The sequence below is a fragment of the Pseudomonas sp. CG7 genome (genome assembly GCF_023701885.1).
Classification (GTDB): Bacteria; Pseudomonadota; Gammaproteobacteria; order Pseudomonadales; family Pseudomonadaceae; genus Aquipseudomonas; species Aquipseudomonas zanjanensis.
Window position 1 is genome coordinate 1 of sequence record NZ_JABAEE010000015.1, and the last position, 23,646, is coordinate 23,646.

At 62.8% G+C, this 23,646-nt stretch carries 15 protein-coding genes and 2 pseudogenes; 6 read left to right on the forward strand and 11 right to left on the reverse strand.

Annotated elements, in window-relative coordinates; genetic code table 11:
* Positions 1-214 (forward strand): hypothetical protein (locus HGO40_RS08640; protein ID WP_250962651.1); only part of this gene is annotated, 214 nt, incomplete at its 5' end.
* Here HGO40_RS08640 and HGO40_RS08645 read toward each other — a convergent pair.
* The 4 genes and pseudogenes from HGO40_RS08645 to HGO40_RS08660 all read right to left on the reverse strand — a co-directional run bounded on the left by HGO40_RS08645 (position 209) and on the right by HGO40_RS08660 (position 5,392).
* On the reverse strand, positions 209-1,879 hold the full coding sequence (locus HGO40_RS08645; RefSeq protein ID WP_250962652.1) for a bifunctional protein-serine/threonine kinase/phosphatase: 1,671 nt from the start codon (positions 1,877-1,879) through the stop codon (positions 209-211). The two genes, HGO40_RS08640 and HGO40_RS08645, sit on opposite strands and share 6 nt — an antisense overlap.
* 9 nt (positions 1,880-1,888) lie before the next feature.
* Positions 1,889-3,100, reverse strand: a pseudogene (locus tag HGO40_RS08650) (nitrate/nitrite transporter).
* A 490-nt stretch (positions 3,101-3,590) separates the two neighbouring features.
* A complete protein-coding gene (locus tag HGO40_RS08655) occupies positions 3,591-4,166 on the reverse strand; it encodes an ANTAR domain-containing response regulator (RefSeq protein WP_003199539.1) in 576 nt (191 codons plus the stop codon).
* A gap of 14 nt (positions 4,167-4,180) precedes the next feature.
* On the reverse strand, positions 4,181-5,392 hold the full coding sequence (locus HGO40_RS08660) for a CmpA/NrtA family ABC transporter substrate-binding protein (protein WP_250962653.1): 1,212 nt from the start codon (positions 5,390-5,392) through the stop codon (positions 4,181-4,183).
* A gap of 232 nt (positions 5,393-5,624) precedes the next feature.
* Between HGO40_RS08660 and HGO40_RS08665 the strand changes: the two genes are divergently transcribed.
* Entirely contained in the window at positions 5,625-6,644 is a 1,020-nt protein-coding gene (locus HGO40_RS08665) for a quinone-dependent dihydroorotate dehydrogenase (RefSeq protein ID WP_250962654.1), read from the forward strand.
* Positions 6,645-7,006: 362 nt separating this feature from the next.
* Here the strand turns inward: HGO40_RS08665 and rmf are convergent, their stop codons facing one another.
* A complete protein-coding gene (gene rmf, locus HGO40_RS08670; protein ID WP_250962655.1) occupies positions 7,007-7,222 on the reverse strand; it encodes a ribosome modulation factor in 216 nt (71 codons plus the stop codon).
* A 532-nt stretch (positions 7,223-7,754) separates the two neighbouring features.
* On the opposite strand from rmf, the pseudogene rlmKL reads away from it, so the two are divergent.
* Positions 7,755-10,025: pseudogene (rlmKL, locus tag HGO40_RS08675) on the forward strand (bifunctional 23S rRNA (guanine(2069)-N(7))-methyltransferase RlmK/23S rRNA (guanine(2445)-N(2))-methyltransferase RlmL).
* 141 nt (positions 10,026-10,166) lie between these two features.
* The gene (locus HGO40_RS08680) at positions 10,167-12,551 is read left to right on the forward strand and encodes a sensor domain-containing diguanylate cyclase (protein WP_250962656.1); all 2,385 of its coding nucleotides are present in this window, start codon (positions 10,167-10,169) and stop codon (positions 12,549-12,551) included.
* A 260-nt stretch (positions 12,552-12,811) separates the two neighbouring features.
* On the opposite strand, the gene dacB is transcribed toward HGO40_RS08680, so the two are convergent.
* Positions 12,812-14,278 carry a D-alanyl-D-alanine carboxypeptidase/D-alanyl-D-alanine endopeptidase gene (gene dacB / locus HGO40_RS08685; RefSeq protein ID WP_250962657.1) on the reverse strand — a complete coding sequence of 489 codons (1,467 nt, stop codon included), beginning with the start codon at positions 14,276-14,278 and terminating at the stop codon, positions 12,812-12,814.
* A 233-nt stretch (positions 14,279-14,511) separates the two neighbouring features.
* On the opposite strand from dacB, the gene HGO40_RS08690 reads away from it, so the two are divergent.
* Entirely contained in the window at positions 14,512-14,856 is a 345-nt protein-coding gene (locus tag HGO40_RS08690; protein WP_186705268.1) for a YggL family protein, read from the forward strand.
* A 158-nt stretch (positions 14,857-15,014) separates the two neighbouring features.
* On the opposite strand, the gene HGO40_RS08695 is transcribed toward HGO40_RS08690, so the two are convergent.
* Complete coding sequence (locus HGO40_RS08695; protein ID WP_250962658.1) at positions 15,015-16,205, reverse strand: benzoate/H(+) symporter BenE family transporter; 1,191 nt, start codon at positions 16,203-16,205, stop codon at positions 15,015-15,017.
* 368 nt (positions 16,206-16,573) lie between these two features.
* Here HGO40_RS08695 and HGO40_RS08700 point away from each other — a divergent pair, with 368 nt between their 5' ends.
* A complete protein-coding gene (locus HGO40_RS08700; RefSeq protein ID WP_186705267.1) occupies positions 16,574-17,338 on the forward strand; it encodes a GntR family transcriptional regulator in 765 nt (254 codons plus the stop codon).
* Between the two features lie 129 nt (positions 17,339-17,467).
* Here HGO40_RS08700 and guaD read toward each other — a convergent pair whose 3' ends face one another.
* The 4 genes from guaD to xdhA all read right to left on the reverse strand — a co-directional run bounded on the left by guaD (position 17,468) and on the right by xdhA (position 23,600).
* Positions 17,468-18,772, reverse strand: coding sequence for a guanine deaminase (gene guaD, locus HGO40_RS08705; RefSeq protein ID WP_250962659.1), 1,305 nt, complete (start codon positions 18,770-18,772; stop codon positions 17,468-17,470).
* A gap of 20 nt (positions 18,773-18,792) precedes the next feature.
* Complete coding sequence (xdhC, locus tag HGO40_RS08710; protein ID WP_250962660.1) at positions 18,793-19,629, reverse strand: xanthine dehydrogenase accessory protein XdhC; 837 nt, start codon at positions 19,627-19,629, stop codon at positions 18,793-18,795.
* A 124-nt stretch (positions 19,630-19,753) separates the two neighbouring features.
* Complete coding sequence (xdhB, locus tag HGO40_RS08715; RefSeq protein WP_250962661.1) at positions 19,754-22,153, reverse strand: xanthine dehydrogenase molybdopterin binding subunit; 2,400 nt, start codon at positions 22,151-22,153, stop codon at positions 19,754-19,756.
* On the reverse strand, positions 22,146-23,600 hold the full coding sequence (xdhA, locus tag HGO40_RS08720; protein ID WP_250962662.1) for a xanthine dehydrogenase small subunit: 1,455 nt from the start codon (positions 23,598-23,600) through the stop codon (positions 22,146-22,148). Before xdhA ends, xdhB begins: the two co-directional genes overlap by 8 nt.
* Positions 23,601-23,646: the final 46 nt, after the last annotated feature.

Genomic DNA, 23,646 nt, shown 5'->3' on the forward strand with positions numbered 1-23,646 from the left:
TACGAGGCCAAAAGTCGTGATCGTCAGCTTAGAGCCTTACAGCGTAAGGCTACAAAGCTGGGTGTTCGATTGGTCGCGGCTTAAAAAGCTTTGGAGAACAAGGGGATGGATTTTGTTTGATGAGAGCTTGCTCCCGCTGGGCTGCGAAGCAGACCCAAAAAAAGGCGACCGCTGCGCGCTCGAGCGGGAGCAAGCTCCCTCGCCACGGTCATGAGTGAAATACCAGAAACAACAGCACTACATTCACCACCAGCGACACCAGCGCCAACGTCCGCCAGACCTTCAGCGGCTCTCTTTCCAGCAATGGCCGGGGCCTTACACTCAAGCTGCGGCGTTCGCCCTGCTCCAGCAGCAACAGCCATTCCTCGGCGGTTTCAAAGCGCTGGCCCGGGTCTGCCGCGACGGCCCGTTCCAGGCTTTGCCCGAGCCATTCGGCCAAGTCCGGCCGATAGCGGCTGGCACTGACCGGCACCCCAAAGCGCGGGCGCTGGAAGGCTTCGATCTCGCCGTAGGGATAATGCCCGGTCAACAGGAAATACAAGGTCACGCCGACGGCGTACAAATCCTGTTGCGCAGTGGGCGCGGTGCCGCCGAAGGCTTCCGGAGCAATGTAGCTGGGTGTGCCGGGCAGCACGTTGGCCTGGTCCTCGGACAAGCCCGGGCAATACGCCAGGCCGAAATCCAGCAAGCGCAATTCTCCGTCGTCGCCCAGGTGCAGGTTTTCCGGCTTGATGTCGCGGTGGTAGATCTGCCGTCGATGCAACAGGCCCACCGCCCGCACCAGCCGTTGCGCCAGGTCCTGCCATTGGGCCAGGGGCAGCGGACCGCCCTGGTTGCACACCTCGGCCAGGGTCGCGCCCGGATATTCACGCATCACGTAGTACAAATGCTGACGCTGGGGCACCCCATGGACTTCGGGAAACTGCCGTCCGGCGACGCGTTTGAGAAACCATTCCTCCGAGAGCAAGGCCTGACCGGCCCGGCTGTCGTCACGTAGCTGCACGGGCAAGGTTTTCAGCAGCCAAGGTTGGCCTTGGCCGTCGTGCACCCGGTAAAGCAATGATTGCTGGCTCTGGCCGAGCAGGCTTTCGATCTGCCAGCCCTCGAATACCTGGCCCGGTTTCAGCGCCGGCGGCAAGGGCCATTGCTGCAGCTGGATCAAGGCATCGCCAATGCTGGCTTCGCCGAGGGCATCGACCCGCACCAACAACGCACTGGCATTGTCCTGGCTACCGGCCAGGTGCGCGGCGTTGACCAGCGTCTGCGCAGCGAGGTCCAGGTCGGGTTGGTCGCGAAGGATGCCGGCGATGGCCGTGTCCCCCAAGACCGCCCAGACGCCGTCGCTGAGCAACACGAAGGTTTCGTCGGTGCGCAGTTCACCATCGAGAAAGTCGAGGATCAGGTGCTGATCCAGCCCCAGGGCCCGCTTGAGTACATGCTGCATGCCCTGCTGTTCCCAGACGTGATCTTCGCTGACCCGTTGCAGGTGATCGGCATGCCAGCGGTAGACCCGGCAATCGCCGACGTGGGCCAAGGTGAAGCGCCGGCCCCGCAGGACCAGGGCGCTCACGGTGGTGAGCAGCGGTTGCCCGCCGCCGTTGGCCTGCAGCCAGCGGTTCTGGGCCAGCAACAGCCGGTCCAGCGCCTGGGCCACGCCCCAGGTTTGCGGCGTGGAATAGTAGTCCAGGGCCAGGGCCTGCAAGGTCGAACGGGCGGCCAGCCCACCATCGGCGCATTGGCTCACGCCGTCGGCGATGGCGAACAGGTAACCCTTGCTGGCAGCCAGGGCCGGGGCGGGGGTGACCAGGCGCAGGGCGTCCTGGTTTTCTTCTCGCGGGCCGATGGCGCTGGCCTCGGCAAAACTCAATTGCAGGCTCATGGTTGCAGGTTATACCCGAGCAGCGGTGACGGCTGCCGACCCCCAAGTGGTTCTCCAGCGACGCTTGACGCCATACAGGCCGAACCAGGCCAGGACACCGAGGCTGGCGAACAACCACAGCGCCAGTTGATAGCTGCCGGTGCTTTGCTAGATCGCGCCCATGCCCGCCGCCAGGGCGAAACCACCGCTGCCGCCGGCCATGCCGATCAGCCCGGTCATCACGCCGATTTCGCGACGGAAGCGTTGTGGCACCAGTTGGAACACCGCGCCGTTGCCCGCACCCAAGCCGAGCATGGTGCAAACGAACAGGGCCAGGGCCGCATAGGAACTCGGCAGGTTGAAGCCCACCGCGGCGATGCAGACGGCCGCTACGGTGTACATGCCGAGCAAAGTGCGGATGCCGCCAAAACGGTCCGCCAGGGCGCCGCCCAAGGGGCGCATCAGGCTGCCACCGAAGACGCAGGCAGCGGTGTAGTAGCCGGCGGTGACGGGGCTCAGGCCATATTGGTCGTTGAAGTAGCCGGGCAGGGCGCTGGCCAGGCCGATGAAGCCGCCGAAGGTCACGCTGTAGAAGAACATGAACCACCAGCTGTCACGGTCGCCCAGGGCCTTGAGGTAGTCGGCCATGGATTTGGCTTTTGGTCGCTCAGGGGCATTCTTGGCCAGCCAGGCGAAGAGGACCAGCGTCAGCACCAGCGGGATCAGCGCGAAGCCGAACACGTTGGTCCAGCCGAAGGCTACGGCCATGACCGGTGCGATCAACGCGGCGAGCACGGTGCCCGAGTTGCCAGCCCCGGCGATGCCCATGGCCTTGCCCTGGTGTTGCGGCGGATACCACTGGGAGGCCAGGGGCAGGGCGACGGCGAACGAAGCGCCGGCCACACCGAGGAACAGGCCCAGCAGCAGGGCTTGTTCGTAACTGTGGATGCCCAGTTTCCAGGCGCAGAACAGCGCACCGATCACGATCACCTGGCCAACCATGCCGGCGGTCTTGGGTGAAATCCGGTCGGCCAGTAGGCCCATGAACAGGCGCAGCACGGCGCCAGCCAGGATCGGTGTCGCCACCATCAGGCCGCGTTGCTGAGTGGTCAGGTGCAGGTCGGCGGAGATCTGTACCGCCAGTGGCCCGAGCAGGTACCAGACCATGAAGCTCAGGTCGAAATAAAGAAAGGCCGCGAACAGTGTCGGGGTGTGGCCGGATTTCCAGAAGCTTGAATTCATCGCGCACCTCAGCTGTAAAAGTCTCGAGAAATGAGTCAGTGCTTGGAGCAGTGCGCCGCCTGTGGTCGCACCACCGGCCCAGAAGGGCCAAAACAAAAAAACGCCGCAACCCGGATCGCCAGAGAGGCAAGGAGGGTGTGCGACGTCTTTGTCGTAGGTGGGGCAACCGCCGTTGGTTACCTGTGGGGTTGTTTAAGCGAGATCTGTGCCAACAGGAGAGACTGGTGTGAGGGCTATCGCGAGCAGGCTCGCTCCCACAGTGGATGTGTGGCGTTCATAAATATGAAGTCCGCTCCGGCCCCCCCTGTGGGAGCGAGCTTGCTCGCGATGACGGTGGGTCAGTCGACAGTGATGTTGGATGCAAGACCGCTATCGCGAGCAAGCTCGCTCCCACAGTAGATTTGTGGTGCTCACAAATATGAAGTCCGTTCCGGAACCCCTGTGGGAGCGAGCCTGCTCGCGATGGCGCAGGCCCTGCGCTACAAGGCTTTCAGCCGAGCAACTCGTTCATGGCAATGATCTGCTCCGCCACCTGTATCAGCTTCTGCTGGCGGCTCATGGCCTGGCGGCGCATCAGGGTGTAGGCCTGCTCCTCGTTGCATTCCTTCATCTTCATCAGCATGCCCTTGGCCAGTTCGATGCGCTTGCGTTCGGCCAGTTGCTGGTCCCGGGCCAGGAGTTGGGCGCGCAGGGCCTGGTCGCTTTCGAAGCGGGCCATGGCCACGTCGAGGATCGGTTGCAGGCGCGCGGCGTGGATGCCTTCGACGATGTAGGCGCTGACGCCCGACTTGATCGCCTGGCGCATCACATTGGGGTCGTGCTCGTCGGTAAACATGACGATCGGGCGTGGCTGGTCGCGACTGACCAGCACCACTTGCTCCATCACATCGCGTCCGGGTGACTCGGTATCGATCAGGATTACGTCCGGACGCACCGTTTCGACGCGCGCCGGCAGGTCGATGGTCAGGCCGGATTCGTCGATCACTTCGAAGCCGGCTTCAATCAGGGCAGCCTTGAGGCGGCCGACTTTTTTCGCGGTGTCGTTGATCAGCAGGATACGCAGCATGGTCGTGGCTCCTGTCAGCGGCTGGCGAGAAGGGGAGCCGCATCGCTCAAGGCGTGCAGTTTGAAGCTGCGGGCGTACCCGGCCGGGTCCGAGCCGTCCCAGGTGGTGCCGTCGATCAGTTGGCTGCTGCGCATGTCCTGGCTCGGGGACGCAATGTCCAGCGCCCCACAGGCTTCACGGTACAACGTGAGTTGCTGAACGTCCCGGGCCACGGCCAGGTAATCCGGGTCTTCGCGCAGCAAGCCCCAGCGACGGAACTGGGTCATGAACCACATGCCGTCGGACAGGTACGGCAGGTTCACCTCGCCGTTGCCATGGAAGCGCATCGCGTGGGGATCCTGCCAGCTGTTGCCCAAGCCGTCGGCATAGATGCCCAGCAGGCGCGGCTCGATGCAGTCCAGCGGGGCGTCGAGGTATTCCGGTGCGCTCAACAGTTGCGCGGTGCTGCGACGGTTTTCGCTGCTTTGTTCGATGAAACGGCTGGCTTCGAGAATGGCCATCACCACCGCCCGGGCGGTATTGGGGTATTGCTCGACGAACGCACGGGTGCAGCCCAGGACTTTTTCCGGGTGGTCGGGCCAGATGGTCTGGGTGGTCGCCAGGGTAAAGCCAAGGTTCTGTTTCACCGCGCTGGCGCACCAGGGCTCGCCGACGCAAAACCCGTCGATGCGCCCGGCTTGCAGGTGCGCGATCATTTGCGGCGGCGGTACCACGACGCTGTCGACATCGGATAGAGGATGGATGCCCTGGGCCGCAAGCCAATAATAGAGCCACATGGCGTGGGTGCCGGTGGGGAACGTCTGGGCGAAGGTCAGTTTCGGGCGAGTTTGGTGCACGTGCCGTTCCAGTGCTTCAGGACTGGTCACGCCTTGGGCCTGCAAGCCATGGGACAGGTTGATGCTCTGGCCGTTCTGGTTCAGCCCCATCAGCACCGCCATGTCGGTCGGTGCGACCCCGCCAATGCCCAGGTGCACCGCATAGACCAGGCCATACAGGCTGTGGGCGGCATCGATTTCACCGCTGACCAGCTTGTCCCGCAGGTTGGCCCAGGACGCCTGGCGCTTGAGATTCAGGGTCAAGCCGTAGGGTTGGGCGAAGCCCTGGGTGGCAGCGACCACCACTGGGGCACAGTCGCTCAAGGCCATGAAGCCGAGGTTGACCGCGCTCTTTTCCGGGGCATCGCTACCGTTGACCCAGGCCAGGGGGTTGGCTGGAACTTCATTCATCACTATCACCTTCCACATGAAAAAGCGCCGGGTCCGGGCCCAGGAGACCGGACGACGACGCCGTTGTCCCTTAAAACAGTGTGGCACTCATTCCGTCGCTGGCATGGGCGCTGATGACCAAAAGGGTGCAAGGCATATGCCAGCGCTATCGTTTTGTGCGGGCGCCTCGCTTGAGCCGCCGTTGCCCGGCTATAATCGCCGCCTCATTTCTTCGCCCGAGTCAAAGCCGCCCATGTACACCCTGGCCCGTCAGCTGTTGTTCAAACTTTCCCCGGAAACCTCCCACGACCTGTCCCTGGACTTGATCGGCGCGGGCGGGCGTTTGGGCCGCAACGGTTTGCTGTGCAAGGCGCCGGCGAAAGTGCCGGTGACGGTCATGGGCCTGGCGTTTCCCAACCCGGTCGGGTTGGCGGCGGGCCTGGACAAGAATGGCGCGGCCATCGACGGCGTTGCGCAGTTGGGTTTCGGCTTTGTGGAAATCGGCACCGTCACGCCGCGTCCGCAGCCGGGCAACCCCAAGCCACGGTTGTTCCGCCTGCCACAAGCCGAGGCGATCATCAACCGCATGGGCTTCAACAACCTGGGCGTCGATCACCTGCTGGCCCGTGTGGCCGCGGCCAAGTACAAGGGCGTGCTGGGCATCAACATCGGCAAGAATTTCGACACGCCGGTGGAGCGCGCCGTCGACGACTACCTGATCTGCCTGGACAAGGTCTACGCCCACGCCAGCTACGTGACCGTCAACGTCAGCTCCCCCAACACCCCGGGGCTGCGCAGCCTGCAATTTGGTGATTCCCTCAAGCAACTGCTGGCCGACCTGGCCCAACGTCGCGCGGAACTGGCGTTGACCCACGGCCGGCACGTGCCCCTGGCGATCAAGATCGCCCCGGACATGACCGACGAGGAGACCGCCCAGGTAGCCCAGGCCCTGATCGAGACGGGTATGGACGCAGTGATCGCCACCAACACGACCCTGGGACGCGAAGGCGTCGAAGGGCTGGAGCACGGTGACGAGGCGGGTGGCTTGTCGGGCGCGCCAGTGCGTGACAAGAGCACCCACACCGTGAAGGGGCTGGCCGCTGAATTGGCGGGGCGCCTGCCGATCATTGCGGCGGGCGGGATCAGCGAAGGCCGGCACGCCGCCGAGAAGATCACCGCCGGGGCGAGCCTGGTGCAGGTTTACTCGGGCTTCATCTACAAGGGGCCGGCGTTGATTCGTGAGTCGGTGGATGCGATTGCGGCGTTGGGGTGAACCGAGGATTAAAGTTCGGCGCTGATCGTGGCGAGGGAGCTTGCTCCCGCTGGACTCTGTAGGAGCTGGCGTAGCCTGCGATCTTTTGATCTTGGTCGTTCGCTCTCGACTCAACTGTCTGGAGCAAGATCGCAGCCTCGTTGCACTCGTCAGCTCCTACAGGGCGCAGCCCAGCGGGAGCAAGCTCCCTCGCCACAATAATGTTCACAGCTCAGGCATTCGTAAGTGCCCATGAAACCCAGGCATTAAAAAGGGCTCCTCGAAGGAGCCCCCTGGGCCGTAGCCCGCCGCCCGGATGGGACGTGCGTGGTTAAATCGATTGGGATGTCAAATTGTCGAGTTCTTGAGTAATAAGCCCTGTGTCAGCCGACGGCGTGAAGTTCGTTGAGTCTGTGGATACCCGCAGTGCCGGTCATACCGTCCCAGTTGTCGCCGCGTCCTTCTCGCCAGCCATTGCTCCAGGCTTGACGTACCGACGGTAGAGTAAAGGGGCAAAGCTCACGGGATTTACCACCAACGCCATATTGGTAACCACGCAAAAATGCTCTTTCCAACGGATCACGCTTAAGTCTTCTCATAGGGTGTTGCCCTCACTTGTTGACTGTTGCTTAGCGTCGACCTCTATCGAGGCCGGGGCAGAATCATTCTGCCGTTGGTGGCTCGTTGCCGGCGTGACGAGCCGAGGTGTTGACGCCGTTGCGACGTCAACCTGTGTTGAGTTCTAACCAAAGCGTCACAGGGATGGAATGATCGTTTTGTCATAAGCACGTAACAATAAAGATGTTAGGGCGATAAGTAACTTGATGTTCGTTGACCGCTTTTGAGCAAGACCCCTGTATGATCGGCCCTGCGCCAACAGGGGCTGCCCTTTCTCGAATGAGAATGTCCACCCGTTGCACTCGGGTACTATTCGACGAAAGGGTCGAGTTTTTCACAATTTGTTGCACAGAATTTTTTATCTGCCTTCGCATCTAAGCTCTTTTAACCTGAGCGGCGAGGGCGGCACGGCACACTTTCGTGCCACGCGGGTGCTCTTGAGAAAAGCACCTGATTGAACCCGGCCCGGCAATGCGTTGCCCGGTCCACTTAGCCAAAGGCTCTGGAAATCCCATGTCCGATCGTTTCGAACTCTTCCTCACTTGCCCCAAGGGCCTCGAAGGCCTGCTGATCGAGGAAGCCGTCGGGCTTGGCCTTGAAGAGGCGCGCGAGCACACTTCGGCCGTGCGCGGCATGGCCGACATGGAAACGGCCTATCGCCTGTGCCTTTGGTCGCGCCTGGCCAACCGCGTGTTGCTGGTACTCAAGCGCTTCCCGATGAAGGACGCCGAAGACCTCTATCACGGCGTGCTGGACGTGGACTGGCAAGACCATATGCTGGCCGATGGCACCCTGGCGGTTGAGTTCAGCGGCCATGGCTCGGGCATCGACAATACTCACTTCGGTGCCTTGAAGGTCAAGGATGCCATCGTCGACAAGCTGCGCACGCCATCGGGTGAGCGGCCGTCCATCGACAAGCTCAACCCGGACCTGCGTATCCACCTGCGCCTGGACCGCGGCGAAGCGATCCTTTCCCTCGACCTTTCCGGCCACAGCCTGCACCAGCGCGGTTATCGCCTGCAGCAGGGCGCCGCGCCGCTGAAGGAAAACCTCGCCGCCGCGATCCTGATCCGCGCCGGTTGGCCGCGCATTGCCGCTGAAGGCGGGGCGCTGGCCGACCCGATGTGCGGTGTTGGCACGTTCCTGGTGGAAGCCGGCATGATCGCCGCCGATATGGCACCGAACCTGCGTCGCCAGCAGTGGGGCTTCACCGCCTGGCTCGGCCACGTGCCGGCGTTGTGGAAGAAACTCCACGAGGAAGCCTCCGAGCGCGCCGCCGCCGGGCTGGCCAAGCCACCGTTGTGGATTCGTGGCTACGAAGCCGACCCGCGGCTGATCCAGCCGGGCCGCAATAACGTCGAGCGTGCGGGCCTGAGCGAGTGGATCAAGATCTATCAAGGCGAAGTCGCCACCTTCGAGCCGCGCCCGGACCAGAACCAGAAGGGCCTGGTGATCTGCACCCCGCCGTACGGCGAGCGCCTGGGTGACGAAGCCAGTCTGCTTTACCTCTACCAGAACCTCGGCGAGCGCCTGCGCCAGGCGTGCCTGAACTGGGAGGCAGCGGTGTTCACCGGCGCGCCGGACCTGGGCAAGCGCATGGGCATTCGCAGCCACAAGCAGTATTCGTTCTGGAACGGCGCCTTGCCGTGCAAGTTGCTGCTGATCAAGGTGTTGCCGGACCAGTTCGTCACCGGCGAGCGTCGCACCCCGGAACAGCGCCAGGCCGAGCGTGAACAGGCCGCCTATGATCAAACCCCTGAAGTGCCACAAGAGCGCCAGTACAACAAGAACGGCAACCCGATCACGCCGGCGCCGGCGCCAGCCCCTGTGAACGAGCAGGCGCGGTTGAGCGAAGGCGGGCAGATGTTCGCCAATCGCCTGCAAAAAAACCTCAAGACGCTGAGTAAGTGGGCCAAGCGTGAAGGTGTGGATTGCTACCGGGTCTACGACGCCGACATGCCGGAATACTCCATGGCCATCGACCTCTACCACGACTGGGTGCACGTACAGGAATACGTCGCGCCGAAGTCCATCGACCCGGAAAAAGCCTCGGCCCGGTAGTTCGATGCCTTGGCGGCCATTCCCCAGGCGCTGAACGTGGACAAGAGTCGCGTGGTGATCAAGCGCCGCGAGCGTCAGAGCGGCACCAAGCAGTACGAGCGCCAGAGCGCCCAGGGTAAGTTCACCGAGGTCAACGAAGGCGGCGTGAAGCTGCTGGTCAACCTCACCGATTCCCTGGACACCGGGCTGGTTCTCGACCATCGGCCGATGCGCCTGCGGATCCAGAAAGAGGCGGCCGGCAAGCGTTTCCTCAACCTGTTCTGCTACACCGCGACTGCCAGCGTCCACGCCGCCAAGGGCGGTGCCCGGAGCACCACCAGTGTCGACTTGTCGAAAACCTACCTGGATTGGGCGCGACGCAACCTGTCGCTCAATGGTTTTTCCGACAAGAACCGCCTGGAGCAGGGCGACGTGATGGCCTGGCTGGAAGCCAGTCGTGACGAGTACGACCTGATCTTCATCGACCCGCCGACCTTCTCCAACTCCAAGCGCATGGAAGGTGTGTTCGATGTGCAGCGCGACCACGTCCAGTTGCTGGACCTGGCCATGGCGCGCCTGGCGCCGGGCGGCGTGCTGTATTTTTCCAACAACTTCCGCAAGTTCCAGCTCGAGGACAACCTCGGCGAGCGCTATGCAGTGGAAGAGATCACTGCCAAGACCATCGATCCGGATTTCGCCCGCAACGGCAAGATCCACCGCGCTTGGAAGATCATGGCGCGTTGAAGGAGATCGATTGGATCCACTGAGCCTTGTAGTCCAAGGCTTCTAGCCTCATTGGGGACTGGCCAAAGTGATGGCGAATAGCTATAACTTAGGCTGTGTCCGGGGCTGTGCCTATGCCTGGTACCTTTGCGAGTTGTATTTATGGCATTGCATCAGGTGCGCCCCAGGATCCTGGGCTTTATCCGCGAAGACGTTTCGGCCTGGCTGGTGGCTTCGCTGGTGCTGCTGGCCGGTACCTGCCTGAGCGGCGTGCTGAGCTGGGCGATGATGGACCTGTTCAATCGGCAATTGCGCGAGCGCTTCGAGTTGCAAGTCGAGGAGCGCTTCAGCCGCATCGAGGAACAGTTCCAGGACCAGGAGCAGTTTCTCGACAGCCTCGGGCGTTTTTTTGCCAACTCCGAAGCGGTAGCCAGCAATGAGTTCCATGGCTACGCCGACTCGCTGATGCGTCGTACCCGGGCCTTCGCCTGGGCGCCCAGGGTCCTTCGGGACGAGCGGCAAGCGTTCGAACGGCAGGCGCAGGCCGACGGTGGGGCTCAATTCATGATTCGCGAGCCGGACGGCCACGGTGGCCTGCAACTGGCCGCCGAACGGGACGAGTACGTTCCGGTGCTCTACATTCATAGTCGGAGCGCCTACGGGCCCCCACTGGGCCTGGACCTGTTTTCCGAGCCCGTGCGCCGTGCCACTGTCGAGCGGTCGCGTCAGCGTGGCGGGGTGGCGGCCTCGCAACCCCTGGATTTTATGGGGGCCGACCCGAGGTTCACTCGCGGGGTGCTGCTGTTCGCGCCGGTTATACGGGAATCGGCCAGCGAACCGTGCGGGTACGTGATGGCGGCCATCAGCATGCGTCAGTTGGCGGGCGACGGACTGCCCGCGCCCGGTCACGACAATCTGTCGATGCGTGTCGTGGACCTGTCTAGCGAAAACGGGGGGGAGGCGCTGTTCGAATCCCCAAACCCGCCGGGCCAGAGCGAGTTGTCGGCGACGCGCCTGCTACGCCTGGCCGATCGCGACTACCGGGTGGAGTTGCGGCCCCGCCGGGTGTTCCTGTCGACCAATCATTCTTCGGTCACGAGCATAGTGATACTCGGTGGTCTGCTCAGCCTGCTGCTCAGTGCCTTGCTCTATGTGCTGGTCAGCCAGCGGCAGCGAGCCTTGGCACTGGTGGAACAACGCACCGGTGAACTGCGTGCCCGGGAGCAGGAGTTGCGCGGTACCCACGGCCAGTTGCGCGGTGTGCTGGATGCCGCGACCCAGGTGGCGATCATTGCCACCGACTTGCGCGGCGTCATCACCACTTTCAATGCTGGCGCCGAGCAGATGCTCGGCTACCCGAGCTGCGACGTGCTGCAAAGCATGACCCTGGAGAGCCTGCATGTGCCGCGCGAACTCCAGGCTCGGGCCGCTCAGCTTGCCGCGCGCTTTGGTAAACCCATTCCGACCTGCCATGCGATGCTGCTCGAGGGCGGCGAGCAGGGTGGGCAGCAGGCGCGGGAATGGACCCTGGTGCGCCGCGATGGCAGTCACCTGACCGTGAACATGCTGGCCACGCCGATGCTCGATGAGCAGGGGCGGTGGGTCGGGCACCTGGCGATCTGCATCGACATCACCGAACGCAAGCGCGTCCACGAAGCCCTGGCGGCCCGCGACCTGTTGCTGAAAAAACTCAGTGCTCATGTGCCTGGGGGGATCTACCAGTTCAGGATGGATTTCAATGGTCGCTTCAGCGTGATTTATGCCAGCGACGGTATCCGCGACATCTATGAATTGGAACCCGATGTACTGGTGCAGAACGCCGAGGCGATTTTCTCGCGTATTCATCCGTTGGACAGTACGCGCGTCCGCGCTTCGATCCGTGCTTCGGCCAATACCTTGAGCCCATGGCGGGAAGAGTATCGGGTGCAATTACCCTTGCGCGGGCTGCGCTGGGTGCGCGGCGAGGCCACACCCGAGGAGCTGCCTGGCGGCGGGGTGTTGTGGCACGGCTATATCTCGGATATCTCCGACCTCAAGCGTGTGGAAGAAGAGCTGCGGGCCTTGTCCGTGACCGACGCCCTGACCGGCATTCGCAACCGCCGGTATTTCCAGGAACGCTTGACCTCGGAAATGGCCCGGGTCGAGCGCGGTTCCGGTGGGCTGGCGGTCATCATGCTCGACATCGATCACTTCAAGCGCATCAACGACCAGCACGGCCATGCGGTGGGCGACCGGGTGTTGCAGGCGGTCTGCCAGCGCATCGTCCAACGGTTGCGCCGTACCGATGTGTTCTGCCGGTTGGGTGGGGAAGAGTTCGTGGTGCTGTGCCCGGACACCGACAGTGACAGCGCATATTCCCTGGCGCTGGGGCTTTGGGAAGGCTTGCGGGCTGGGCCCATCGACGATGTCGGGGTGGTCACCGCCAGCTTCGGCATCGCCACCTGGCGCGCCGGGGAGGGCGCCGATGCGTTACTGCTCAGGGCCGACTCAGGCGTGTACGCGGCCAAGCAGGCCGGGCGGGATCGGGTCGAGACGCAGTTGGGATAGCCAGGGGATATTGAGGTCAAAGTGTGGGAGCGGGCTTGCTCGCGAAGGCGGCATGTCAGTCAACACAATGGTTGAATGTTGTACCGCCTTCGCGAGCAAGCCCGCTCCCACAGTTGATCTTCAGTGGGCACAAGATTTGTGTATGGCCCGATTCACTGTAGGAGCGAGCCTGCTCGCGATTCGGTCGGTCAGCAACATCGATGTTGAATGACATACCGCATTCGCGAGCAGGCTCGCTCCCACATTGGGTATGTGCTGGGTTAGAGCACCGAAGCCGTCTGTGGCAATTTCGGCTGGCGGTACAGGTCCAGCAGCACCTGGTCCAGCACCGACGAAGCGCCCCATGGCTTTGGATCGTTGAGGATCGCCACCACTGCCCAAGTGTTGCCGTTGATGTCGCGGCTGTAGCCAGCGATGGCGCGGACGGTGTTCAGGGTCCCGGTCTTGACGTGGGCTTCGCCGGCCATGGCGGTGGTCTTCAGGCGTTTGCGCATGGTGCCGTCGGTGCCGGCAATCGGCATCGAACTGATGAACTCCGCCGAATACGGGCTGCGCCAGGCGGCTTGCAGCATCGCAGCCATTTCCCGCGCGCTGACCCGTTCGGCGCGGGACAGGCCCGAGCCGTTCTCCATCACCAGGTGCGGTGCGGTGATGCCTTTCTTCGCCAGCCACTGGCGTACCACCCGTTGCGCAGCCTTCGCGTCGTCACCGTCGGCTTCGTTGCGAAATTGTGCGCCCAGGCTCAGGAACAGTTGCTGGGCCATGGTGTTGTTACTGTATTTATTGATGTCGCGGATGATCTCTGCCAGGTCCGGGGAGAACGCCCGGGCCAATACCTTGGCGTTGCCCGGGGTCGTGGCCAGGCGGTCCTGGCCCTGGATGCTGCCGCCCAATTCCTTCCAGATGGCCCGCACCGCGCCAGCGGTGTAGGTGGCATGATCGAGCAGCGACAGGTAGGTCTGGGAGCTGCAACCTTCACCGAGTTGGCCGCTGACAGTGACGGTCATGCTGCCATCGGCCTGGGCGACGGGGTTGTAGCGAACGCCGCCGGCACATTGCTTGCCGTTGACGGCCTTGACCACGTTTTCGATGCGAATGCTGGCAATCGGCGGCTCACCCGACACCAGCACCCGGCCGCCATCATTGCGAGCGACGAAGCGCAGGGCCTTGAGGTTGACCAGCAGCGAGTCGGGCTTGACCAGGAAGGGTTTGTTTTCGTCGTTGCCGTCGTCGTTGAACTCGGGCAGTTGCGGCTGGATGAAGAAACTGCGGTCCAGCACCAGCTCACCGGTGACCTGCTGGACGCCGTTGGCCCGCAGATCGCGCATCAGCAGCCAGAGTTTTTCCATGTTCAGCTTGGGATCGCCGCCGCCCTTGAGGTACAAGTTGCCGTTGAGGATCCCGCCGCTCAGGGTGCCGTCGGTGTAGAACTCGGTTTTCCACTGATGATTGGGACCGAGCATCTCCAGGGCCGCATAGGTGGTCACCAGTTTCATGGTGGATGCCGGATTGACCGAAACATCGGCGTTGTACAGGGTTGGCGTGCCGGGGCCGTTGAGCGGCACCAGCACCAGCGACAGGGCGTCGTTCTGCAGTTTGCTGGCCTTGAGGGCCTTTTGTACGTTGGGCGACAGGGCGGTGTTGATCGTGGCAGCGTGGGCGGTGACAGGGAGGGCCAGGGGAAGAAGAAGGCTGGCCAGAAGCAATGGACGCAAAGATTTGATCATTTGAAATAAAACCCTACAGGCGAGGGGGAAAATACGAGGACATGAAAATGAACGTCCTCAACGGGCATGAAAGTGTCGGCATTATGCCCCAAGGCGCAACGGCATGTGCCGTGCCCAAGCCCAGCGAAGCGGTATTTTTTTACCAACGGTTAACGGACTTGCCCGATGAGTCGGGCAATCGACGCACCAAACTGGTAAAGTGCCGGCCGTTATTACTTATGAGGATTGTTCCAATGGCGACTAACCGTTCCCAGCGTCTGCGCAAAAAGCTGTGCGTGGATGAATTTCAAGAGCTGGGTTTCGAACTGAACCTGGATTTCAAGGAAGATCTGGCCGATGAGGCTATTGACGCTTTCCTCGACGCGTTCCTGAAAGAAGCCATGGAAGCCAATGGCCTGGGCTACGTCGGCGGTGACGACTACGGTCTGGTTTGCCTGCAGAAGCGTGGCTCGGTCACCGAAGAGCAGCGCGCTGCCGTTGAAGCCTGGCTCAAGGCCCGTCCTGAGCTGACCAGCGTTGAAGTCAGCCCGTTGCTGGACGTGTGGTACCCGGAAAAGCCGATCAATCCGGTCGCGTGATGGTCAGAAACCGGCAGCCCTTTTGGGTGCCGGTTTTTTTGTGTCTGTCTGTTGGGTCGCTGTTGCCCTTCAGGCCGCTATCGCGAGCAAGCTCGCTCCCACAGGGGTGATGTGAACGACACACATCCCCTGTGGGAGCGAGCTTGCTCGCGATGCTTTCAATTGTTGCGCCAGTTCAGGATCAGCAACGTCAACACCCCCGCCACAATCCCCCAGAACGCCGAACCGATGGAGAACAGCGTCAGCCCCGACGCCGTGACCATGAAGGTGATCAGCGCCGCTTCCCGCTCCTTCACTTCGCTCATGGCGATGCTCAGGCCATTGATGATCGAGCCGAACAGCGCCAGGGCCGCGATGGACAGCACCAGTTCCTTGGGCAGCGCCGCGAACAATGCCGCCAGCGTCGCGCCGAACACCCCGGCAATTCCGTAGAAAATCCCGCACCAGACCGCCGCCGTGTAGCGCTTGTTGCGATCTTCGTGGGCGTGGGGCCCGGTGCAGATGGCCGCGCTGATGGCCGCCAGGTTGATGCCATGGGAGCCGAACGGTGCCAGCAGCAGCGAGGCGATGCCGGTGCTGGTGATCAGCGGCGAAGCCGGCACGTTGTAGCCGTCGGCCCGCAACACGGCGATGCCGGGCATGGTCTGCGAGGTCATCGCCACCACGAACAGCGGAATGCCGATGCTGATGGTGGCTGCCAAGGAAAAGTGCGGCGTGGTCCAGACCGGCGTCGCGACTTCCAGGGCAAAGCCGCTGAAGTCCAGCAACCCCAGCAGGCCGGAAAGCGCTGTGCCGATCAGCAGCGCCGCGAGCACCGCGTAGCGCGGCGACAGGCGCTTGACGATCAGGTAAGTAAAGAACATCCCCAGAACCAGGCCGGTGCGATGCTGGGTGGCGACGAAGATCTCGCTGCCGATCTTGAACAGATTCCCCGCCAGCAACGCCGCCGCCAGCGAGGCCGGAATGCGCTTGACCAGGCGCTCGAAACTGCCGGTCAGGCCGCAGATCGTCACCAGTACCGCGCAGGTTATATAGGCGCCGATGGCCTCGCCATAACTCACGCCGCCCAGGCTGGTGATTAGCAGCGCGGCGCCGGGTGTCGACCAGGCGATGGTGATCGGCGTGCGATAGCGCAGCGACAGCCCGATGGAGCACACCGCCATGCCGATGGAGATCGCCCAGATCCACGAGGAAATCTGCCCGCTGGTCAGTCCCGCCGCCTGTCCGGCCTGGAACATCAGCACCAGGGAACTGGTGTAGCCGGTCATCATCGCGATGAACCCGGCGACGATGGCCGAAGGCGAGGTGTCGGCCAATGGACGAAGTGGCGTGGTCGTGACTTCGGTCATGGTGGGCGGTGGTCCTTGTTATAGATTGTCTGGACTCGGGCGAGCCATTGCTTTTGTGGCAAGGGAGCTTGCTCCCGCTCGGCCGCGGAGCGGTCGTCATGCATCCTGTTGGAGGTCTGAACGAATGCGGGGGGATTGCTTCGCAATCCAGCGGGAGCAAGCTCCCTCGCCACAAAACCGAGGTTTAAGCCTAAACTCAACCCCATCATCGATTGCAATACAGCCATGCCCGCAAACAGCCGTACAGTCGTGTTGCCATCAGAGGTTGTGTACAATCGAGCTGTTTTTTACGCGATACTTGCCAGCGACCCGCTGTGCCGTATTACAGTCACGGTCAATTCGCCGCAGTTCTCCCGACTCGAGTGCCCATGAACGAACAGTTGCAGCCCCTCAAGAAACAACCGCGAGCTGGTAAAACCGGCCGCAGCGGAACTCAGGACGATATTGTCTATGCGCACATCTTCGAGGCCATCCTCGAACAACGCCTGGCGCCCGGGACCAAATTGAGCGAAGAGGCGCTGGGGGAGATTTTCGGAGTCAGCCGCACGATCATCCGCCGGGCCTTGTCCCGCCTGGCCCACGAAGGCGTGGTGTTGCTGCGGCCCAATCGCGGTGCCGTGGTGGCGAGCCCGAGTGTCGAAGAGGCCCGCCAGGTGTTCATGGCCCGGCGCCTGGTGGAAAGGGCGATCACCGAACTGGCGGTGCAGCACGCCACGGCCGAACAACTGGCTGAGCTGCGGCAGATGGTCAGCGACGAGCGCGACAGTTTTTCCCGGGGCGACCGTGGCGCTGGCATCCGTTTGTCGGGCGAGTTCCACCTCAAGCTGGCCGAAGCGGCGAAGAATGCCCCGCTGATCAGCTTCCAGCGCAGCCTCGTGTCCCAGACCTCGTTGATCATCGCCCAGTACGAAAGCGGCAACCGGTCCCACTGTTCCTACGATGAACACACCCAGTTGATCGACGCCATCGAGGCCCGCGATGCGACGCTGGCCGTGGACCTGATGATGCATCACATGGACCACATCGACAGCAAGCTCAACCTCGACGAAGAAAGCGCGTCGGATGACCTGCACGCGGTGTTTTCGCATTTGTTGCAGAGCAAGAAGCCGGGGCGGTCGACGGCCAAGCTCTGAGGGTTGAATCAGTCATACCGAGTCGCCTTCATCGCGAGCAGGCTCGCTCCCACAGTGGATTTGTGTTGTCCACACTGACCCTGTGGGAGCGAGCCTGCTCGCGATAGCGATCCAACAGGCGCTGAAATTTTAGCGCTGATGCACCAACCGACCGGCCGCATAAGTCTGCGCCACCGTCCGGTCATCCCCCAGCGTCATCAACACGAACAACCGTTCGGCAATGTCCTTGGCCTGCTTGAGGCGATAGCTCAGCAGCGGCGTGGCGTTGTAGTCCAGCACCAGGAAGTCCGCGTCCGTCCCCGGTTGCAACGTGCCGATCTTGTCCTCCAGGCGCAGGGCCCGCGCGCCGCCGAGGGTGGCCAGGTACAGCGACTTGAACGGGCTCAGCCGCGCGCCCTGCAGCTGCATCACCTTGTAGGCTTCGTTCAGGGTGTGGAGCAGCGAAAAACTGGTGCCGCCACCTACGTCGGTGCCCAACCCGACGTTCACCTTGTGCTTCTCGGCCATGGGCAGGTTGAACAGGCCGCTGCCGAGGAAAAAGTTCGAGGTCGGGCAGAAAGCGATGGCCGACCCGGCCTCGGCCAGCCGCGCGCATTCGTCATCGCATAAATGCACGCCATGGGCGAACACCGAACGCTCGCCAAGCAGTTGGTAGTGATCGTAGACGTCCAGGTAGCCCTTGCGCTCCGGGAACAGCTCCTTGACCCACTGCACTTCCTGCAGGTTCTCGCTGATGTGGGTCTGCATGTACAAGTCGGGGTATTCCCCCAGCAATTGACCGGCCAGGGTCAGTTGTTCCGGGGTGCTGGTGGGAGCGAAGCGCGGGGTCACGGCGTAGTGCAACCGGCACTTGCCGTGCCAGCGCTCGATCAGCGCCTTGCTCTCGGTGTAGCTGGATTCGGCGGTGTCGACCAGATAGTCCGGGGCGTTACGGTCCATCATCACTTTGCCGGCGATCATCCGCAGATCAAGTTTTTCGGCTACTTCAAAAAACGAATTCACCGATTGTGGGTGCACGCTGCCGAACACCAGCGCGGTGGTGGTGCCGTTGCGCAGCAACTCCTTGACGAAGATATCCGCCACCGCATCGGCGTGGGCCTTGTCGGCGAACTGGCTTTCGCAGGGGAAGGTGTAGGTGTTGAGCCAATCCAGCAATTGCTCGCCATAGGCGCCGACCATGCCGGTTTGCGGCAGGTGGATGTGGGTGTCGATCAAACCTGGCGTGATCAGTGCGTCCGGGTAATGGGCGATGTCGATGTCCGCCGCCAGGGTCGGCAACAGGTCATGGGCGTGGCCGATGGCGCTGATCTGGCCGTTTTCCACCACCAGCAGGCCGTCTTCGAAATATTCATAGGACGCTTCGATACCCACTTCGGCCGGGTCGGCGAGGCTGTGGAGAAGGGCGGCGCGGTAGGCTTTGCGTGTCAGGGGCATGGTCTGTCTCGATAAAGGGATTAACGCTGGCTGCGGCGCGAAGCTGGCAGCAACTTGGCAATGGGTTCGGCGCGCGAGGTGTGCTGGCCGAAATCCGCGTTATAGGTGGCGATGATTTCGCCGGCGATGGAGATGGCGATTTCCACAGGCAACTTGCCTTTGACTTCGCCGATACCCATCGGGCAACGTATGCGTTGCAGGGTATTGCTATCGAAACCGCGATCACGCAGGCGATGTTCGAACTTGACGCGCTTGGTCTTCGAACCGATCAGGCCGAAGTAGGCAAAGTCGTTGCGCTTGAGGATCGCGGCGCTCAGTTCCAGGTCGAGCTGATGGTTGTGGGTCATGACGATGCAGTAGCTGCCGGCGGGCAATTCGTCGACTTCATCCAATGGCTCTTCGGCCACGATCTTGCGCACACCCTGGGGCAAGTGTTCGGGAAACTCCGCTTCTCGCGAGTCGATCCAGCGCACCTTGCAGGGCAGGCTCGCCAGCAGCGGCACCAGGGCGCGGCCGACATGGCCGGCGCCGAACACGGCGATCTGCGCCTGGACCTGGCCCATGGGTTCGAACAGCAACACGGTGACGCCACCGCAGCACTGGCCCAGGCTCGCACCAAGGCTGAAACGCTCCAGATGGGTGTTCTGCTGGCCGCTGGCGAGCATTTGCCGGGCGATCTCCATGGCCTTGTATTCCAGGTGCCCGCCACCGATGGTGTCGAACGTCTGGCTGGCGCTGATGACCATCTTCGAACCGGCGTTGCGCGGGGTGGAGCCGAGCTCTTCGATGATCGTCACCAGCACGCAGGGTTCGCCGCGGGTTTGCAGGTCGGCGAGGGCGCTGATCCAGTTGTACATAATTCACCTCGACATCTCTGTTGTCTGTGGCGGCCTTATCGCGAGCAAGCTCGCTCCCACAGGGGATTTGTGAACACTGACCCAATGTGGGAGCGAGCTTGCTCGCGATTGGCCGCGCCGCGGTCTAAAGCGGAGCCAACTCAGCCCCGGCTTCCGCAGGCCTAACAGTCTTCAACTGCCGCATCTGCTCACACCCCCACAGCACCCGCTCCGGCGTCGCCGGGGCATCGATGTTCGGTTGCTGCCGGTAATCCCCCAGGCTCGCCACGGCGTCCTTGATGGCGCACCACGCGGCGATGCCGAGCATGAACGGCGGCTCACCCACGGCCTTGGAATGGAACACCGTGTCTTCAGGGTTCTTGCGGTTTTCCACCAGCTTGACCCGCAGGTCCAGTGGCATGTCCGCCACGGCGGGGATCTTGTAGCTGGCCGGGCCATTGGTCACCAGCTTGCCCTTGTCATTCCACACCAGCTCTTCCATGGTCAGCCAGCCCATGCCCTGGATGAAACCGCCCTCGACCTGGCCGATGTCGATGGCTGGGTTCAGCGAGGCGCCGACATCGTGGAGGATGTCGGTGCGCAGCATCTTGTACTCGCCGGTGAGAGTATCGACGATCACCTCGGCACACGCCGCGCCATAGGCGTAGTAGTAGAACGGCCGGCCACGGGCCTGGCTGCGGTCGTAGTAGATTTTCGGGGTCTTGTAGAAGCCGGTGCTGGACAGTGAGACCTGGGCGAAATACGCCTGCTGTACCAACGCTTCGAAGGTCAGGATGTGATCGCGCACCCGCACATGGCCGTTGTGGAATTCCACGTCTTCTTCGCTGACCTTGTATTGCCGCGCGGCAAATTCCACCAGGCGCCGCTTGATGATTTCGGCGGCATTCTGCGCCGCCTTGCCATTCAGGTCAGCGCCACTGGAAGCGGCGGTGGGCGAGGTGTTCGGCACCTTGTCGGTGTTGGTCGCGGTGATCTGCACGCGGCCCATTTCCACCTGGAACACCTCGGCCACCACCTGGGCGACCTTGGTATTCAGGCCCTGGCCCATCTCGGTGCCGCCGTGGTTGAGGTGGATGCTGCCGTCGGTGTAGACGTGGATCAAGGCGCCGGCCTGGTTGAGGAAACTGGCGGTGAACGAAATGCCGAACTTCACGGGCGTCAGCGCCAGGCCCTTCTTGAGGATCGGGCTGCCTGCGTTGTAGCGACGGATCGCTTCACGGCGTTCGGCGTACTGGCTGCTTTCTTCAAGCTCGGCGGTCATTTCCTCGAGCATGTTGTGCTCGACGGTCTGGTAGTAGTGGGTGACGTTGCGTTCGGTCTTGCCGTAGTAGTTGGCCTTGCGCACCGCCAGCGGATCGAGCCCCAGGTGCCGGGCGATGGCGTCCATCACTTCTTCGATGGCGACCATGCCCTGCGGCCCGCCGAACCCCCGGTAGGCAGTGTTCGACGCGGTGTTGGTCTTGCAGCGGTGGCCGTTGATGGTCGCATCGCCCAAGTAGTAGGCGTTGTCGGCGTGGAACATCGCCCGGTCGACGATGGAGGCCGACAGGTCCGGCGAGCAGCCGCAGTTGCCGGCCAGTTCCAGGGCGATGCCGTGCAAGCGCCCGCGGCTGTCGAAGCCGACGTCGTATTCGATATAGAAGGGATGGCGCTTGCCGGTCATCAGCATGTCTTCGACCCGAGGCAGGCGCATCTTGGTCGGCTGCCCGGTGAGGTGCGCGATGACGGCGCACAGGCACGCCGGGCTGGCGGCCTGGGTTTCCTTGCCGCCAAAGCCGCCGCCCATGCGGCGCATGTCCACCACGACCTTGTTCATCGACACGCCGAGTACTTCGGCCACCAGTTTCTGCACTTCGGTGGGGTTCTGGGTCGAGCAGTAGACGATCATGCCGCCGTCTTCGGTGGGCATCACCGAGGAAATCTGGGTTTCCAGGTAAAAATGTTCCTGGCCGCCGATATGCAGCGAGCCCTGGATACGATGCTCGGCGCTCGCCAGCGCCGTGGCCGAATCGCCGCGCTGGTGGGTGTGGCTGTCCAGCACAAAGTGCCGCTTGCGCAGGGCTTCGACCACGTCCAGTACCGGCTCCAGGTCTTCGTATTCGATGATGGCGGCCATCGCTGCCTTGCGAGCGGTCTCAAGGTCCTTGGCCGCAACAGCCAGCACCGGTTGGCCGACGAACTGCACATCATCAATGGCCAGCAGCGGATCGCCGGGCAGCAGTGGGCCAATGTCCTTCAGGCCTGGAATGTCTGCATGGGTGATGGCGATGCGCACACCGTCAAAGGCGTAGCACGGCGCGGTATCGATGCGGATGATCCGGGCGTGGGCGCGGTCCGACAGCCGGGCATAGACGTGCAACTGGTTCGGGAATTCGAGGCGATCATCGATGTACTGCGCCTCGCCGGACACGTGCTTGGCGGCGCTGTCGTGCTTGACGCTACGGCCCACGCCAGTGGTGAGGTCGCGGGCGAACAGCTCGGCCAGTTCGGCTTGGGTCTTCTCTACGGCGTGATGGTTAGACATAAGCGGTCACCCGAGTCTCGATGTGCGGCGTTTGCAGTTCGATGAAGTATTTGCGCAACAGGTTGCGGGCGCTGAGCAGGCGGTATTCCTTGCTGGCGCGGAAGTCCGACAGCGGCGGGAAGTCCTCGGCCAGGACGGCGCAGGCGCGTTCGACGGTGCTATTGGTCCACGGCGCGCCGATCAATGCGGCTTCACAATGCTTGGCACGTTTCGGTGTGGCGGCCATGCCGCCGAAGGCCACGCGGGCGTCGCGGACCACACCGTTGTCGATGCGCAGGTTGAACGCCGCGCACACGGCGGAAATATCATCGTCCAGGCGCTTGGACACCTTGTAGGCACGGAACGCCTGTTCGGCATTGGCCCGCGGCACGATGATCTTTTCGATGAATTCGCTTTCCTGGCGGGCGGTGACCCGGTAATCGATGAAGTAGTCTTCCAGGGCCAGGGTGCGGCGGGTCTGGCCCTTGCACAGCACGATTTGCGCGCCGAGGGCGATCAACAGGGGCGGCGAGTCACCAATAGGCGAGGCGTTGCCGATGTTGCCGCCCAAGGTGCCCTGGTTGCGGATCTGCAGCGAGGCGAAGCGTTGCAACAGTTCGCCGAAATCCGGGTATTCGGCTTTCAGGGCCTCGTAGCAATCGGAGAGCGCGGTGGCGGCGCCGATCTCCAGGCGGTCGTCGAAACGCTCGATGCGCTTGAGTTCGGCGACGTTGCCCACGTAGATCATCACCGGCAGGGTGCGATGAAACTGTGTGACTTCCAGGGCCAGGTCCGTACCGCCGGCCAGCAGGCGCGCCTGGGGATAGGCGTCGTAGAGATCGGCCAGGTCGGCCACGGTCAGCGGCACCAGGCAGCGTTTGTCGCCGCTGTTGAGTTCACCGGTCTCGGTGGGGGCGATGGCTTTGAGGCGGGCGATGGTCTCGGCCTCGCGGGCGTCGAACTGGTCGGGCTGCTTGCCGCAGCAGGCCTGCGCGGCGGCGGCCAGGATCGGCCGATAGCCGGTGCAACGGCACAGGTTGCCGGCCAGGGCTTCGTGGGCCTGGTGGGCGTCGGCTTGCTCGCTGTTCTTCTGCAGGGCGAACAGCGACATGACGAAGCCCGGTGTGCAGAAACCGCATTGCGAACCGTGGCAATCGACCATCGCTTGCTGAACGCTGTGCAATTGGCCCTGGTCCTTGAGGTCCTCGACGCTGATCAGTTGCTTGCCGTGCAGGGAAGAGACGAAGGTCAGGCACGCGTTGAGGCTGCGGTAGCGAATGCGTTCGCGGCCATTGGCGTCCGTTTCCAATTCGCCCACCACCACGGTACACGCGCCACAGTCGCCGCTGGCGCAGCCTTCTTTGGTGCCTGGTTTACCAACGTGTTCGCGCAAGTAGTTGAGCACGGTCAGGTTCGGGTCCAGGGCGTGCTCGCTACGGAGTTCCTGGTTGAGTAAAAACTGGATCACGGAAGGCCTCGCAGACTCATTATTGTTGTTTCGACGTGGGCCTGAA

Coding starts and splice junctions, on each gene's coding strand:
- HGO40_RS08645 (WP_250962652.1), bottom strand. CDS start 1,879: ATGAGCCTGCAATTGAGTTTTGCCGAGGCCAGCGCCATCGGCCCGCGA.
- HGO40_RS08655 (WP_003199539.1), bottom strand. CDS start 4,166: ATGCTGCGTATCCTGCTGATCAACGACACCGCGAAAAAAGTCGGCCGC.
- HGO40_RS08660 (WP_250962653.1), bottom strand. CDS start 5,392: ATGAATGAAGTTCCAGCCAACCCCCTGGCCTGGGTCAACGGTAGCGAT.
- HGO40_RS08665 (WP_250962654.1), top strand. CDS start 5,625: ATGTACACCCTGGCCCGTCAGCTGTTGTTCAAACTTTCCCCGGAAACC.
- rmf (WP_250962655.1), bottom strand. CDS start 7,222: ATGAGAAGACTTAAGCGTGATCCGTTGGAAAGAGCATTTTTGCGTGGT.
- HGO40_RS08680 (WP_250962656.1), top strand. CDS start 10,167: ATGGCATTGCATCAGGTGCGCCCCAGGATCCTGGGCTTTATCCGCGAA.
- dacB (WP_250962657.1), bottom strand. CDS start 14,278: ATGATCAAATCTTTGCGTCCATTGCTTCTGGCCAGCCTTCTTCTTCCC.
- HGO40_RS08690 (WP_186705268.1), top strand. CDS start 14,512: ATGGCGACTAACCGTTCCCAGCGTCTGCGCAAAAAGCTGTGCGTGGAT.
- HGO40_RS08695 (WP_250962658.1), bottom strand. CDS start 16,205: ATGACCGAAGTCACGACCACGCCACTTCGTCCATTGGCCGACACCTCG.
- HGO40_RS08700 (WP_186705267.1), top strand. CDS start 16,574: ATGAACGAACAGTTGCAGCCCCTCAAGAAACAACCGCGAGCTGGTAAA.
- guaD (WP_250962659.1), bottom strand. CDS start 18,772: ATGCCCCTGACACGCAAAGCCTACCGCGCCGCCCTTCTCCACAGCCTC.
- xdhC (WP_250962660.1), bottom strand. CDS start 19,629: ATGTACAACTGGATCAGCGCCCTCGCCGACCTGCAAACCCGCGGCGAA.
- xdhB (WP_250962661.1), bottom strand. CDS start 22,153: ATGTCTAACCATCACGCCGTAGAGAAGACCCAAGCCGAACTGGCCGAG.